Here is a 14640-nt window from a genome sequence, read left to right as displayed (position 1 = left end):
TTCTTCCTTAACTTTTACTTTCTCTTGGACTTTCACTTCTTCTTTAGGATTTGTTACTTCTTGCGCTTTTGGTTCTTCTTTAATTTTTACTTTCTCTTGGACTTTCACTTCTTCTTTAAGCTTTGTTACTTCTTGCGCTTTTGGTTCTTCTTTACCTTTTACTTTCTCTGATACTTTCGGTTCTTCTTTAGACTTTACTATTTCTTGTGCTTTCGGTTCTTTTTGTACTTTTGTTACTTTTTGCGTATTTACTTCTTTCTTTTCTTTAATTGATTTTTGTACTTTCGCTACTTGCTTCGTTTTCTCTTCAGTTTTCTTTTCAGTTGGTGCTGTACTTGATAGGAAAGAAACGTTTGCATAAGCTGTTTTTCCTTTATACTCAAATTGCAGCCATCCGTCTTTTACTTGATGCGTTGATTCAATTACATCATCTTTTTTTAGTCTGCCAAGAATTTCTGAATCTGTGTTTGCTTCAGTACGTACATTTAACAAATTTGCCGTTACATGATACACATCTTTAGTAAACTCCGAACTTACAAATACTTCCTTACCATTTAACTCAATTTTTGACCAGCCATCTTCGGTATTAATGACTTTTAACTCTTGCCCATTCTTTACTTTTTCGACAACTTTTGATTCTGTAGTCGGTTTTTCACGTACATTAAGTACATCTGCTGTTACGATTGTTTCTGCGGTAGCGGTTGTGGTAAACGCCCCCAATCCAAAAATAGTTGCTGTTGCTGCGCCAATTACTTTTTTCATATTAGCCTCCATTATATTTTTTTGAATTTTATCAAATGCCTCTGTAAAATTGTATAATTTTACATAATATCAAAACATTTGCAACAGTATATTAATACCGCTTAATATACTGTTATTAAAACTCCTCACTTCAATACTAACAAATTCTTATTTCTAATTCTATATATTATAAATCTCCTTATCTTTTATAAAAGCTTCATGCCCTTCTTCACACTAAATAGTCGTTGCAATTCCCGCCAAAAATAAACTTACGATTGCTAAAAATTGAGTAGCGACTATAGCCCCTCTTAAATGAAACTTATAATCTTTATATCCCTTCATTCCTTCCGTACTAGGAATCACAACAAACCTCGGAGTAATCCAGCAAAAAATTAGCCAATCAATTATAAGTAAATCTACTAAATTGAAAATCATTAAAATACCAAAAGTGTGAAAATAGGCATCAATATACGATAATTTTTCTTGCTTATGTAGTATATATGTAGAAATGAAAGGACTACCGAAAAGAATAGCATTATATACAATATTAAAATAAATTGTTTGCTTTTTTTCATGAATCGATTTTGGGAAAACTACTTTTTGAATGTCTTTCGGATAATCAGTTAACGAAAGTCGAGGATTATAATATAAGGACCCTAAAATCATTACGGATAGTACAATAGACATGATGACACCAACGTATATCATTTGCTCAAATTGATTCATATGCTTCATTCACCCTTTTCTGTAATTACTATGTTGGCCATTCACTTAATTACACATTGTATGTACGTACATAACTAAAAATTAACAACTAGCTTTAACACCGAAGCAAAATTTTTGCAATGCAAATGCAAATTTAATACAGTGGAAGCCTAATTGGTACAGATAGGATTGGTGAAACCTATGAAAATTGAACATATCGCAATTTGGGTAAATGACTTAGAAAGCATGCGTAATTTTTATATGAAATACTTTAACGGTAAAGCAAACTCTTTATATCATAATGAAATGAAACAATTTGAATCTTATTTTATTACGTTCGGATCTGGAGCAAGGCTTGAACTTATGCGTAAAAAAGGGATTGAAAATAAGCCTAATCTAAACATAACCGGCTATGCTCATATAGCTTTTTCTGTCGGTAGTGAAGAACGTGTGAATGAACTGACAAAAGTGTTAAAAGATGCTGGTTATCCTGTATTGAATGGACCACGTTTTACTGGAGATGGCTATTATGAAAGTGTAATAGGCGATCCGGAAGGCAATCAAATAGAAATTACGATTTAACTTACTCTTTTCTTTTCTGAAGAACAATTACAAATTAGTTTGGAGGAATACTATGCAAAAGTTATATTTTACTAAATTTGAAGAAACTGATTTCAATTTATATTTCCAGCTTGTATCAAATGAAGAAGTAATGGCACAAATTACTGAGCGCGCTATTCCATTAGATGAGGCGCAAAATGACTTCAAAAAATTATTAATACGCAATGCAAACCATCAACTATTCGGCTCCTATAAAGTGTATGACTCTATTACAGATGAATATATAGGCTTTGGACATGTAACGGTAAATGAAGCGAATGTAAAAGAAGCTGAAATCGGGTATATGATTTTGCCAATGCACTGGGGAAAAAGATATGGTAGTAAGGTCGCAAAGGAATTAATGAATATAGCGAAACAAACAAATATAAACGTAATAAAAGCAATTATTGATCCGAATAATATCCCTTCTCGCAAAATTTTACTAAGCGCCGGTTTTACATCTGAGAAGGTTTGTGAGATTGATGGATTGCCCGGAGAGATTTTAAGTACATACATATAGTTACAGAAAGGTAGTGCTACATATGAAGCACTCCTTTTTCTTTATTGGAATAATCCTCTTCCTTTATTCATTTACTTATAAAGTATGGTCAGTTCTTCTTTATTTTCGGCATTTCCACACTATAAATATTTCACGTCAAGGAGAGAAAGCTGAAATGAGTAATCAAAAAATTGAACTTACTGGTCGTATCGTTACACCTACTGATCCCGATTATAATTCAGCACGTGAGGAGTTCAACACATTCTTCAACAAATTCCCTTTAATCATTGTTTTTGCTCAAAATACGCAGGATGTCGTAAATGCTGTTCGCTGGTCAAGGCTACATAACGTTCCTATACGTATGCGCTCTGGACGTCATAATTATGAAGCGTTATCCGTCAGTAATGCTGGTCTTGTAATTGATGTAAGTGAAATGAAACAATTAGAAATAGATCACAATAACGGAACTGTAACGATCGGAACTGGATGGAGAAATATCTCTTTAATTGAAACTCTTGCAGCTGAAGGATTAGTCGTGCCAAATGGAGTTTGTCCCACCCCTGGTATTGCAGGTGTTACTTTAGGTGGTGGACATAGTATCCTCTCTCGTCCATTCGGATTAACTCTCGATCATTTACTTGAATTAGAAATGGTAGACGCAAACGGTTGTATCATACGTGCTAACGCCAAGTGTAACTCAGATCTCTTTTGGGCTTCGCGCGGTGCTGGTGGTGGTAACTTCGGAATATGTACTTCGTTCAAATTTCGAACACACAAAATTAATACGGTAGCCTTTGCAGAAATAAGCTGGGGGATATTGGACTTAAAAGACGTATTAAACTCTTGGCAAAAATACACACTACCTTGCGCTGATAAACGACTTACAACTACCCTTTTTATGTCCGCAGGATTAGAAGCATCTTTATTAATGCAAGGTGTATTTCTCGGTTCTGTTCAAGAATTGCAGACGCTACTACAGCCATTATTAGAAGCCGGTTCACCTTTACAAGTAACTATCGAAGAAATACCATGGGCAGAAGCAGCAGCGAAAATAGCTGAGAAGCAACCTGCAACACCTTTACCATTTAAAAGTGTAGGTCCATATGTGTATGAACTACTACCAGAAGAAGGACTATCCATTATCGATCACTTTATTAATAACCCACCTCCCTTTTCCACCACCTCCGTATTTTTCCACGGATTAGGCGGTGCTGTTGCTGAGGTGCCAAATGAGGCGACTGCTTACTTTTACCGAAAAGCACTATCAAACATGTCAATATTCGCTACTTGGGGGCAACCAGAAGGTGCTGGTGGAAGTATTCGATGGGTTGAAGATTTCCGTTTGGCAATGTTCCCCTTTACAAAGGGTGTCTACGTTAATACACCTGACCTTTCCATTAAAAATTGGCCAGATGCATACTTCAGTTGCAACTTTGACCGATTAATGGAAGTAAAAGCGAAATATGATCCGAAAAATGTTTTTAACTTTCCGCAAAGTATTCCGCTTTTTTAACTGTTTAAATATTTTTCAAACTGCTAAGTAAACATGCATGTTATATGGATTATTTAGCAGTTTAGTATAAAGGCTCTTTTGTTTACATAATAATATTATGAAGTATGATGTATTACTCTTTTACTTCTCTTTTTACTTATTATGACTCTTCCTATACTAAAAGCAAAAGCGATAAAAAATATAGTACTACCCATTAGAAATACTAAATTATAACTACGAATAATTCCTTGCTTATATTTCTCCTTTAGTTGCTTGTAAATCTTGCTCTCCTCATCAGTTTTTAATAATATCTGTTGTTTTTTATTTATCGCTTGCAATACTTGTTCCCTTTCTAAATTTGACAAATCACTTGTTTTAATCACAGTCACTACTTCCCTATTTATCTTCTCTTTTTCAACTAACAACTGATGATTTAGAAACATCACCTGTATCGCTACCCCAACAATACTTCCAACTGTTCTAGAAATATTACATATACTTGCAGCAACGCCTGACTTTTCAATCGGCACACTTAAAACTGCTGTTGTTGTATACGGTGCTAATGTGCACCCAGTTCCAATCCCAACGATTATTATTCAACCATCGAAAGTAAAACTTTCTCAAGCTCTTTTTTAGAAAGCATACTACCATTAATATAGACTTGATATGCTTTTTCCCCTTCTTTTGCAGGCACCACTATTTTCATAGCTCGTACATTCGATTCTTTATACTCACCGAATGTTACGTCATAGCCATTTAATTTATATTTTTTTATATCTCCAGTAAAATTATGTCCTCTTTTAGATGGTTTATCAAATGGTCTATCAAGAAAATAATCTTTATATTCTCCCTCAACGATTTCTAATTGATGAATTGTAAAACCTAATTCTACATCTGAAGTATGTGGCTCTTTCTTTACATTACGCTTTTCATATCTCATCGAAATCAACGGCATTGGTTTGTCTAATGTCGCTTCTGCTTTTACTTCTTCAAATACTAATTGATGTCCAACCGGAATATACGTTGGATGCTTGATTGGAAAACCAGTTATTTTTTCAGCTTGTTCAAATGTATAGGTAAATTGTTGATCTATTCTTTCTTCATATGTATGTAATTGTTCCATTACCTCTATATCTCTCTTTTCTTCATCAGCATTTAGACGATTTGTAGCTGTATATTGTCTCTCACCATTCTCTACGACACTTACTTTCTTATAAAAATGGTACGTTTCCTGTAATAAAGCTACATACTTATCAAAGTCCTCTTCTGTAAATATACTTTTAGCAATTTCTATACGTTCCATTACGCCATTATAACCATCCTCAGTCATTCCCATATCTTGTCTTGCTTTTTCTGGTGTCCCTACAATTTTATCCATTAATGTTGTACCTGCAAAAGTACCAGTCGGTATTAAAATAGCCGACGCTACAAAGCCAAGTAATAACTTTTTCTTCATAGAAACCTTCCTTTTCATTTTCAACTGTTGGTATTTATAAAAAGAGTTTTGCACTTTATTATCTAGATTTGGAGACGGCTCTAGACTCTCTGCTTTTCTTTTTAGTTCATTCGTTACATATCTCTCAAAATCCATTTACTTCTTCCTCCCTTTCGTTTGGCATTTGTTCCATTTCCATTCTTAATCGTTTTAGTGCTGTGTGTAGTCGAGATTTCACTGTACCAATAGGGATTTGAAGAAGTGCAGCAATTTCATCCAAGCTATATTCATGGAAGTAACGCATAATAACTACTTCACGATGTTTATAAGATAAATTTTGTACAACTTCTACTAATTCACTTCGTGTTTCTTTATGTAAAATAGCTTCATCCATTATGTAAGACCGATTTTGTTCATACATTTTTTTCTTTTCAAAGATTCGAAATCGTCGCCACGATTTACGCCGCCAATCCTGTACTTGCTTGACAACTAGTCCATGTAACCAAAAACGAAAGGAACGATTCATATCATAGTTTGTTATGGACTTCCACATTTTGATGTACACCTCATTAACTATATCGTCTACATCTTGGTTTTGATTTCCTACTAAAAATACTACTGTTCTATAAATATCTTTACATGTATATTCATAAATAATCTGAAAGGCTTCTTGGTCCCCAGACTCCATTTTATATAGCCATTCTTTTAATTGTACTTCATCCAAAGTTTCGTTCCCCTCTCGTGATCTTTCACACTATATTCGCTCGTTTTTCACAAAAGGTTCATTTTACATGAAAATTTATTTATTACAATAAAAATATAAGGTATATTTTTAAGAAAAGGAGGATTTCAAGAATGAATAAAGAGGATAAAATTTACGCTGAAAAAGTGTTAAAAAATCTATTCATCGGATCACAAGTTGATGGATTACAATTTGGTATTTCTCCAGCCGCTATAAAGATTCATTTCACAAACTTTCACGACTCAGTTGATTATGATGGGCAATTATATATCAATATCGAATCCAAATGGTGTTTATTTAATAAACCTCAAAAAAGATACCCATTAAATGAAGATGAATTCGAAGTTTATTCTGAGGAAGAAGAATATGAAAGAATATTTAAGATAAGAAGACAAAAAGTTACCGATATACAAATCGGCTTAGAAAGCCCTCATTTAATTATTACATTAGAGAGTGGACAAATTATTTTTGTAAATGGTTTTCATGATTATTATGAATGTTGGCAATCTGGTGTTCTATGTGAGCAATGGCTTGTAGTCGCTGCACCTGGGAATGAAATCGCCACTTGGGCTCCCGATGAATTTATCGATAAATAAACTGTCTTCACGAAGAAGAACCGAAGATATTTTATGAAGCAGTTACATCCTCTATGTTCTTCAAAAATTCTGATGAGCTGAATGAGATACCTTCAAAAATTGTACAAGCTACAGCAGAACAGAAGTACATGATCCATTATGGGGTTTATATGTAATACAAAAAATGCTTAGGATTTCTCCGAAGCATTTTTTGTATGTTACTAATACCTTTATTCCTTAACCATTTAGTCAATGCTTGAGCCTATGCCCCATCTTTTACAAGTGAGGGCGCACCTATTAATCTAAATAAGCGTCTCATTTCCAATCTTCCAGCTAAACCATCTCCCGTGTCCTTCTGTTTCTCCAACCGTTTCACGATATTCGTTTCCGTTAATATAATAATCAATATGAAGGTCACGATCCCACATGTTGTTATAAAGGTGGAATACATCACGTTTTGCGCCAATTTCTTGTATTTGTTTTTCTAATTTATGTTTAACTTGTTCTGGTATTTGATTTGCAACGTGTGTATGGAAAATGCAGATAACAGCATCATCACTTATTTGTTCAATAATAGTTGGCAATAGCTCTACACCATCTCCTTCTATGAATTGGACAGATTCATTTTTCACTAAAGATGCTGCTTGATCAAACATTTCAATCCTTTCTTTATGTTCTGGCCAAATGAGTGCACGTAGCCATAAATAATCTTCCTCATTATGTAAATCATTCACATGTAAATCCAGTCCGATTCTTTCTACGACAGATGGGCTTTCTTTTAGAAAACGCGGCACATTCTCCCCTCTTATTTCAGAAGTTACATGCACATTTGAATTTATATTTCCGTACATTTCATCCGTTCCGTACGAATAACGATATTGGTCCCAGAACAGTTGTAACCCAGAACTTGTCCCAATTTCAATTAACGCTAACGGCTTCTTCACTTTGTTAAATATGTAGCAGAAACTTGGGTATAAGTATGCACACCGTCTTACTTCATTCGTTTGAACGAGTTTCGTTTGTAACAATGTAATGATTTCTTCTCCGTACTCTTTACAGAAATCTTTAAAATGATCAAAAGCTTTATCTAAATTTGTATCGGTATTTTCAACTAAACTACTATAATGCGTTTTTAAATGATGTTCTTTCCCTGCTAACAATAAATAATGTACTGCACCTAATAATAAGTTCGGGACTGGTTGACCTGCTTGAGCATAGGACGATAGTGTAAGTACTTCCTCATCTTCTGCAATTTTCATTGATAAATATTCATATAAATCACTTGACCCTTTACATTCCTTTATTGAAAAGTTTCGAAATAAGTTTGAAATTTGTTCTTTTGTACGCATTAGAATCCCTCCTTTTTATTTTTCAGAATAATCTTACCATTACAGAAATAAAAATCCCATAAAAAGGTACTCGATTTAGTCACTTAAGGATACGTAAGCTTTTTCGAGATAATTTCAAACTGTAATTTTTTTCTATTCATTAACTGAAAAGTGCTTGTTAAATAAGAATTTTGGCAAATAAAACGTTAAATATTTTAAAATTATCAGATAACACTAGATATTTTAGTCTATTAATTATTATAATAGAGTATGAGATGGTTATATAATTGAGACAAAAAAGGTATACACCTAGGTGGGGCCTAGGCGGTGTTTCTCTTTTACGGCTTAGACATAGAAAACACCTACTCTTTTTTGCCAATATAGGGGATGGAGAGATTATCATGAGCAACATGCAGCAAAAAACAGACGTTATCTTAATTGGTGCAGGAATTATGAGTGCAACGTTAGGCTCATTATTAAAAGAATTAGCACCTGAATGGGAAATTAAAGTTTTTGAAAAACTCGCAAGTGCCGGGGAAGAAAGCTCTAACGAATGGAATAATGCAGGTACAGGGCATTCTGCGCTATGCGAACTGAACTATACTTCCGAAAAATCTGACGGATCTATAGATATTGGTAAGGCTGTAAAAGTGAATGAGCAATTCCAGCTTTCAAGACAATTTTGGGCATATCTTGTAAAAAGCAAATTAATTCGTAATCCACAAGATTTTATTATGCCTCTACCTCATATGAGTTTAGTACAAGGTGAAAAAAATGTTGAGTTTCTAAAACACCGTTTTGAAGCGCTTTCAAAAAATCCACTGTTTCAAGGTATGGAATTTTCCGATACTCCTGAAACATTAAAAAAATGGCTTCCACTCATTATGGAAGGACGTACACCAAACGAACCGATGGCTGCAACGAAGATTGACTCTGGAACAGATGTGAACTTCGGTGCATTAACACGTATGTTGTTTGATTACTTACAAACTAAAAATGTCGAGCTAAACTACAAACACAGTGTCGAAAATATTAAACGCACAAAGAATGGTTTGTGGGAAGTAAAAGTACACGATATGAATAGTGGTAAAATTGAGCATCACACTGCAAAATTCGTCTTTATCGGCGGCGGTGGCGGTAGTCTACCTCTACTACAAAAGACTGGAATTCCTGAATCAAAACATATCGGCGGATTCCCAGTAAGTGGACTATTTATGGTATGTAAAAACCAAAAAGTTGTAGAGCAACATCATGCGAAAGTATACGGTAAAGCTAAAGTTGGCGCTCCGCCAATGTCTGTACCTCACCTTGATACGAGATATATAGACAATAAAAAAGCTTTATTGTTCGGACCATTCGCAGGGTTCTCACCTAAATTCTTAAAAACTGGCTCAAACCTTGACTTAATCGGTTCTGTAAAACCGAATAACGTCTTAACGATGTTAGCTGCTGGTGTAAAAGAAATGGGACTTACAAAATACTTAATTCAGCAAGTTATGTTATCGCACGAAAAACGCATGGAAGAATTACGCGAATTCATTCCGAACGCGAAAAGTGAAGATTGGGATATTGTAGTTGCTGGACAACGTGTACAAGTAATTAAAGATACTGATGCTGGCGGTAAAGGAACACTTCAATTTGGTACAGAAGTAGTAAGTGCAGCTGATGGCTCAATCGCCGCATTACTAGGTGCATCACCAGGTGCCTCTACTGCTGTTCACGTCATGCTTGAAGTATTAGAAAAATGTTTCCCAAGCCGCATGGTAGAATGGGAAGAAAAAATAAAAGAAATGATTCCTTCATATGGCATTTCACTAACTGAAAATCCAAGATTATTCCAAGATCTTCACACTTCGACTGGTCGTACACTTGGATTAAACGAAAAAGAAACTGTTCATAATTAATGAAGCAATTAAAAAACGTCCGATATATTCGGACGTTTTTATTTGTCTCCTAAAAATTATACTTATCAATATTATCTTTCGTAAATATAACTCGTTCTGGTAATACGATAATTCCGTTTCCTTCTGCCTCATAATCATATCCTTGAATGGAGTTTGGCTCTACCTTCACTTTTCCAATTCCTTTTACTTCAAAGCTATCCCCGACTTTTAACTTCTTCCCTTTTACAACAATTTCATTTGCTACATAAGTTGCCAACGCACCTTGCTGTTTTACATCCCATAATCCGAATTGTTGAACTGTTCCTCGTTTTACATAATCACGCATTACGTTCGGTGTAGAAAATCCAGTTACCACTACTTTTTTATCCATTTTTAAGTTTTCAGCTGCTTGCGCCATTGCTGGGAGTGCTGTTGCATCTGGACAAATAACTGCATTAATATCTGGATACGTTTTTAATATGTTCTCCCCTACTGACAAAGACTTTTGCGCATTATTTTCACCGTACTGCGTCGTTACGATTTCCCAATTCGGATATTTCTTTTTAATAATTTCTTTCGCTTTCGTTACCCATTGGTTTTGATCAGTTACTGTTGGACTAGAATAAAAGAATGCTACATTCCCTTTATCTCCAATTTGCTTGGAAGTCATTTCAATTAATAAGTTAGCAAGTTGATCTGGTGTCCCTTGACTTATATAAAAAGAACGGTCTTTCGGATTCACATCAGAATCCCAAGTTAAGACAGTCATTCCTTTTTTCTTAGCACGCTGCAGTGATTGCGATAAACCATCAACTGATGTAGAGGAAACCATAAGTGCATCATAGTTTTGATTAATGAAATTATTTATATACTTTACTTGCCCTGATACACTCGCTTCAGACGGCCCATCATATTTCACTTGTACGCCTAGCTTATCTCCCATCACCTTTGCTCCTTCACCTCCCGATGTAAAGAAGCCAACTCCAGTTAACTTCGGGATAAATGCAAATTTCACATCATCAGCTTTTTTCTTATCTGCCGTTTGACTGGAACAAGCTATTAAACCAATTAAACAAATACATACAATCAATACAATCCCTAGTTTTCTCTTCATGACATTTCCCCCTTATGCAAATTCCGTCTTTTCCCTGCTAAGAATTGATGTAATTTGAAATGTCTCATAATAACTGAAAGAATAAGGATAATACCTATTACTACATTTGATTGTTCATTTGTTAAACCTGTCATTTGTAGGCCATATTGCATAAGGCCTATAAAAATACTTGCCAGTACTGTACCAAAAACACTTCCTTTTCCCCCTGTAATAAGTGTCCCACCTAATACGACTGCTGTAATGATCGGTAATATTGTTTCACTTCCCATATCAGCACGTGCGGAACCGAAATATGCAGTTAAGAAAGTTCCCCCTAATCCACCTCCTAATCCAGAAAGTATGTAAGCAATGATTACTACTTTCTTCGTCTGAATCCCGGTGTATTTTGCTGCATTTTCGTTCGCTCCTGTTAATTGTACGTGGCGTCCATATATCGTTCGGTGAAACAAAATCGTGCATACAATTGTTAATGCGATAAGAAGCCATAATAAGTTAGGTATTCCTATAAAACTACCATTTGCTAGTTGTACATAAGCATCAGGTAAACCACTTATCCCTTCATATCCAGAAGCACCCGCCCCTCCTGAAATGACGAGTGCAATTCCTCCATATAAAAACATCGTTCCGAGTGTAACAACTAGTGGTTCTACATCTGTCATTTTTATAATGAATCCATTTAAAGCTCCTACTAAGCAACTGACTATAAGTGCCATTATTACTGCTAATAAAATATGAATCCCATTCATCCAAAGTACACCAATTAAAATCGAAGTTAGCCCCATAATAGATCCTACAGATACGTCAATTCCTCCTGTTACAATAACGAAAGTCATTGGAATCGCTGCGATTGCTATAAACAGAAAATCATTTGTACTAAAAAGGAGATTACTAATATTTAAGAAATCACTATTTATAAAACTAAAGAGAATGAATTCTATAAGAAGTAATACGATTAGAACACCTTCCCACCTGTAAAAATACTTCATAGATTCATCCTCCTTTCTGCTTTCCACTTCTTCATGACGCTATCCAGTATGATAATAAGTAATAGTAAAAAACCTGAAATAGCATTATTCCAAAATGCTGGTATTTTTAAAAAGACGAGTGAACTACTAATTGATTCTAAAAACAAAGCTCCTAATGCGGCTCCAAATATAGAACCTGTTCCTCCTTTTAGATGAATTCCTCCTAGCACAGCAGCTGCAATAACCTGTAGTTCTATTCCTGTACCCGTTTGATTCGGAACAAACCCGATATTCATAACAAATATGCAACCAGCTAGTGCCGCACTAATGCCCGATATAATAAACGCATTTATCTTCACTTTATTAACAGGTATCCCAATGAGTCTCGCCCCATCTTCATTGTCACCTACTGCATAGAAGTATCTTCCGTATGGTACTTTCATTAAAAAGATATATAGTAGTAATAAAACAATAAGAACACTCCATACCATTATCGGCAGACCAAGTATGACGATAGATGAAAGTTGCTTAAAATTGTTTGGAATATCTTCAATCCACTTCCCGCCTGTGAAGATTAACATTGCACCTCTAACAATTCCTAGCATCCCTAATGTCATAATAATGGCTGGTACCCGAAACTTCGCAACGCCAATCCCGTTTATGAAACCGATACTAGCACCAAGCATTATAGCAGCAAGTATCGACAAGACCGCACTATATCCGTTCGTTAATAACATCCCGCAAACTGCCGCGCTTAATCCCATAATTGAGCCAACTGATACGTCTATATTTTTCGTAAATAAAACGAACGATTGGCCCATTGCTAGAACGACTAAAATAACGCTTGATTTCATCATTAAAGATAACGAGTTAAACTGAACAAAACTAGGATTTATCATCCCGACAATGGCTATATAAATTAGTAGTAACAGTATGATAGACGTTTCGTGCATTTTATACATGCGTTTCATTCCGTTACACCTCCGTATGCAAGACGTGTAACTTCTTCTACATTTATTTGTTCTTTCTCCAAATGAGAAACAAATTGACCATTTCGCATGACGTATACACGGTTAACTAATTGGAAAATTTCCTCAACATCTGAAGAAATGAATAATATGGCGAGTCCTTCTCTTTTCATTTTTTCTATCGTTTCATACACTTCAAGCCTTGCTTTTGCATCAATTCCGCGAGTTGGTTCATCAAGAATAATGATTTTGGGATTACATGCAAGATATTTCGCAAGCACGACTTTTTGCTGATTACCTCCCGATAAAGATGTAAGTTTTTCATTCATACTTGGTACAACAATTCGGAACTTTTCTATAAACGACTTTACTAAAGCGCTTTCTTTTTCTTGGTTAATAAAAAAGCGATTATTTTGCTGTAAACATGCTGCAGTAATATTTTCTTTGACAGATACAATGGAGAAAATTCCATTCCTCGCCCTATCTTCCGGCACATAAACGAGCCCTTCGCTTAATCTTTTATGCAAAGGACATGTATCAATTAGTTTTCCTTCTAATAAAATAGAACCTGATTTTATAGCTTCCAATCCAAATATTGCTTCCGCTAATTCCGTTCTACCTGATCCAACAATGCCAGCAATCCCCACAATCTCTCCAGCATGTACAGTGAATGATATATTCTCGAATGAGTGACTAGTCACATTCGCTACTTCTAATACTTTTTTCGTTCTTTCTGTCTCTTGAACTATTTCTCTTTTTTCTTCCTGTTTATACCCTTTTGGCAATAGCCCCTCCATCAGCGTGTCATATGTATAGTCACATACATCCCCTTGACTCGCAATTGTTCCATCACGTAATATCGCTACTTTATTGGAGATTTCAAAGATTTCTGGAAAACGATGTGTAATATATATCATTCCAATTCTTTTTTCTTGCAAACTTTTCATCAGCACAAAAAGACTCTTGATTTCATGAGTTGTTAATGTCGATGTTGGCTCATCTAAAATAAGAATCTCAGCGTCTCGTATTAATCCTCTAATGATTTCTACTAACTGTTGCTGCGCAATGGATAACGATCCGCCCTGTTTCTTAAGATCAATATCCCAACTTAAACTGTCAATTAATTGCTGAACTTTTACTTTTAGTTTCTTTCTATTCCCTTTTAATCCAATACATATATTTTCTTCAATAGTCATATGCGGAAAAATGAGCGGTTCTTGTGGTATTAAATAAATACCTTCTTGGTGTGCTTCTTTTGGATTCGCAAACTGCTGTCTCTTCCCTTTCACATACATTTCTCCACTATCATACGAATATAACCCCGTTAATATTTTCATTAATGTTGATTTCCCGGCGCCATTTCCCCCAACTAAAGCGTATATATCACCATGCTCTACTTGTAAGTTCACTTCCTTTAGCACAAGTTGATTCAAAAATGCTTTACTCATTTTCTTCACTTGTAATAAGGGCACATTCTCCATATGATGTCACCTGCCTCTATCCAGAACATTTTTTGAGAAAATAATTATTTGTTCTACTTGTTTTGTAGCATTGTATATTCCTTTTTTCATATCTAGAACACTTTTTTCACTG

General features: G+C 35.0%; 14 protein-coding genes and 2 pseudogenes. 6 read left to right on the top strand and 10 right to left on the bottom strand.

Annotation, left to right across the window (positions count from 1 at the left end; genetic code table 11):
- A partial coding sequence (locus COK05_RS01730; RefSeq protein WP_255290296.1) for an SH3 domain-containing protein occupies window positions 1-762 on the bottom strand: 762 nt, incomplete at its 3' end.
- A gap of 213 nt (window positions 763-975) precedes the next feature.
- Window positions 976-1467, bottom strand: coding sequence for a nitroreductase (locus COK05_RS01725; RefSeq protein WP_141538857.1), 492 nt, complete (start codon window positions 1465-1467; stop codon window positions 976-978).
- Between the two features lie 180 nt (window positions 1468-1647).
- Here COK05_RS01725 and COK05_RS01720 point away from each other — a divergent pair, with 180 nt between their 5' ends.
- The 3 genes from COK05_RS01720 to COK05_RS01710 all read left to right on the top strand — a co-directional run bounded on the left by COK05_RS01720 (window position 1648) and on the right by COK05_RS01710 (window position 4058).
- The gene (locus tag COK05_RS01720; protein WP_098611230.1) at window positions 1648-2028 is read left to right on the top strand and encodes a VOC family protein; all 381 of its coding nucleotides are present in this window, start codon (window positions 1648-1650) and stop codon (window positions 2026-2028) included.
- Window positions 2029-2080: 52 nt separating this feature from the next.
- Window positions 2081-2566 (top strand): GNAT family N-acetyltransferase, encoded by a 486-nt coding sequence (locus COK05_RS01715; protein ID WP_098611229.1) that lies wholly within the window; start codon window positions 2081-2083, stop codon window positions 2564-2566.
- Window positions 2567-2720: 154 nt separating this feature from the next.
- Entirely contained in the window at window positions 2721-4058 is a 1338-nt protein-coding gene (locus COK05_RS01710; protein WP_098611228.1) for an FAD-binding oxidoreductase, read from the top strand.
- Between the two features lie 95 nt (window positions 4059-4153).
- On the opposite strand, the pseudogene COK05_RS01705 reads toward COK05_RS01710, so the two are convergent.
- The 3 genes and pseudogenes from COK05_RS01705 to COK05_RS01695 all read right to left on the bottom strand — a co-directional run.
- A pseudogene (locus tag COK05_RS01705) lies at window positions 4154-4633 on the bottom strand (drug:proton antiporter); the annotation flags it as partial.
- A complete protein-coding gene (locus COK05_RS01700) occupies window positions 4630-5628 on the bottom strand; it encodes a hypothetical protein (protein ID WP_098611227.1) in 999 nt (332 codons plus the stop codon). The gene COK05_RS01700 and the pseudogene COK05_RS01705, both read right to left, overlap by 4 nt.
- Window positions 5618-6196, bottom strand: a complete 579-nt coding sequence (locus COK05_RS01695; protein ID WP_098611226.1) for a sigma-70 family RNA polymerase sigma factor — start codon at window positions 6194-6196, stop codon at window positions 5618-5620. Before COK05_RS01695 ends, COK05_RS01700 begins: the two co-directional genes overlap by 11 nt.
- 131 nt (window positions 6197-6327) lie before the next feature.
- On the opposite strand from COK05_RS01695, the gene COK05_RS01690 reads away from it, so the two are divergent.
- Window positions 6328-6810 carry a hypothetical protein gene (locus tag COK05_RS01690; protein ID WP_098611225.1) on the top strand — a complete coding sequence of 161 codons (483 nt, stop codon included), beginning with the start codon at window positions 6328-6330 and terminating at the stop codon, window positions 6808-6810.
- A 20-nt stretch (window positions 6811-6830) separates the two neighbouring features.
- Window positions 6831-6965 (top strand): annotated as a pseudogene (locus tag COK05_RS01685) (short-chain dehydrogenase); the annotation flags it as partial.
- A 126-nt stretch (window positions 6966-7091) separates the two neighbouring features.
- Here COK05_RS01685 and COK05_RS01680 read toward each other — a convergent pair.
- On the bottom strand, window positions 7092-8138 hold the full coding sequence (locus tag COK05_RS01680; RefSeq protein WP_098611224.1) for a DUF2332 domain-containing protein: 1047 nt from the start codon (window positions 8136-8138) through the stop codon (window positions 7092-7094).
- Between the two features lie 380 nt (window positions 8139-8518).
- Here COK05_RS01680 and COK05_RS01675 point away from each other — a divergent pair, with 380 nt between their 5' ends.
- A complete protein-coding gene (locus COK05_RS01675) occupies window positions 8519-10021 on the top strand; it encodes a malate:quinone oxidoreductase (protein ID WP_098611223.1) in 1503 nt (500 codons plus the stop codon).
- A 49-nt stretch (window positions 10022-10070) separates the two neighbouring features.
- Here COK05_RS01675 and lsrB read toward each other — a convergent pair whose 3' ends face one another.
- From lsrB to COK05_RS01655, 4 genes are read right to left on the bottom strand one after another with little or no spacing between them, the layout of a single operon-like run.
- Window positions 10071-11114: an autoinducer 2 ABC transporter substrate-binding protein LsrB gene (gene lsrB, locus COK05_RS01670; RefSeq protein WP_098611222.1), complete on the bottom strand. Its 1044-nt coding sequence runs from the start codon at window positions 11112-11114 to the stop codon at window positions 10071-10073.
- Complete coding sequence (locus COK05_RS01665; protein ID WP_141538856.1) at window positions 11111-12100, bottom strand: ABC transporter permease; 990 nt, start codon at window positions 12098-12100, stop codon at window positions 11111-11113. Before COK05_RS01665 ends, lsrB begins: the two co-directional genes overlap by 4 nt.
- Window positions 12097-13050 carry an ABC transporter permease subunit gene (locus COK05_RS01660; protein ID WP_098611220.1) on the bottom strand — a complete coding sequence of 318 codons (954 nt, stop codon included), beginning with the start codon at window positions 13048-13050 and terminating at the stop codon, window positions 12097-12099. Before COK05_RS01660 ends, COK05_RS01665 begins: the two co-directional genes overlap by 4 nt.
- Window positions 13047-14528: a sugar ABC transporter ATP-binding protein gene (locus tag COK05_RS01655; protein WP_141538855.1), complete on the bottom strand. Its 1482-nt coding sequence runs from the start codon at window positions 14526-14528 to the stop codon at window positions 13047-13049. Before COK05_RS01655 ends, COK05_RS01660 begins: the two co-directional genes overlap by 4 nt.
- Between the last annotated feature and the right edge of the window lie 112 nt (window positions 14529-14640).

Source organism: Bacillus cereus (assembly GCF_002567495.1).
Lineage (GTDB): Bacteria > Bacillota > Bacilli > Bacillales > Bacillaceae_G > Bacillus_A > Bacillus_A cereus_AQ.
This window is presented reverse-complemented; position numbering and strand designations above follow the sequence as displayed.

What these genes read in the sequence shown, in the direction of transcription:
- COK05_RS01725 (WP_141538857.1), bottom strand. Translation starts at nt 1,467, where the DNA reads ATGAATCAATTTGAGCAAATGATATACGTTGGTGTCATCATGTCTATT.
- COK05_RS01720 (WP_098611230.1), top strand. Translation starts at nt 1,648, where the DNA reads ATGAAAATTGAACATATCGCAATTTGGGTAAATGACTTAGAAAGCATG.
- COK05_RS01715 (WP_098611229.1), top strand. Translation starts at nt 2,081, where the DNA reads ATGCAAAAGTTATATTTTACTAAATTTGAAGAAACTGATTTCAATTTA.
- COK05_RS01710 (WP_098611228.1), top strand. Translation starts at nt 2,721, where the DNA reads ATGAGTAATCAAAAAATTGAACTTACTGGTCGTATCGTTACACCTACT.
- COK05_RS01700 (WP_098611227.1), bottom strand. Translation starts at nt 5,628, where the DNA reads ATGGATTTTGAGAGATATGTAACGAATGAACTAAAAAGAAAAGCAGAG.
- COK05_RS01690 (WP_098611225.1), top strand. Translation starts at nt 6,328, where the DNA reads ATGAATAAAGAGGATAAAATTTACGCTGAAAAAGTGTTAAAAAATCTA.
- COK05_RS01680 (WP_098611224.1), bottom strand. Translation starts at nt 8,138, where the DNA reads ATGCGTACAAAAGAACAAATTTCAAACTTATTTCGAAACTTTTCAATA.
- COK05_RS01675 (WP_098611223.1), top strand. Translation starts at nt 8,519, where the DNA reads ATGAGCAACATGCAGCAAAAAACAGACGTTATCTTAATTGGTGCAGGA.
- lsrB (WP_098611222.1), bottom strand. Translation starts at nt 11,114, where the DNA reads ATGAAGAGAAAACTAGGGATTGTATTGATTGTATGTATTTGTTTAATT.
- COK05_RS01665 (WP_141538856.1), bottom strand. Translation starts at nt 12,100, where the DNA reads ATGAAGTATTTTTACAGGTGGGAAGGTGTTCTAATCGTATTACTTCTT.
- COK05_RS01660 (WP_098611220.1), bottom strand. Translation starts at nt 13,050, where the DNA reads ATGAAACGCATGTATAAAATGCACGAAACGTCTATCATACTGTTACTA.
- COK05_RS01655 (WP_141538855.1), bottom strand. Translation starts at nt 14,528, where the DNA reads ATGGAGAATGTGCCCTTATTACAAGTGAAGAAAATGAGTAAAGCATTT.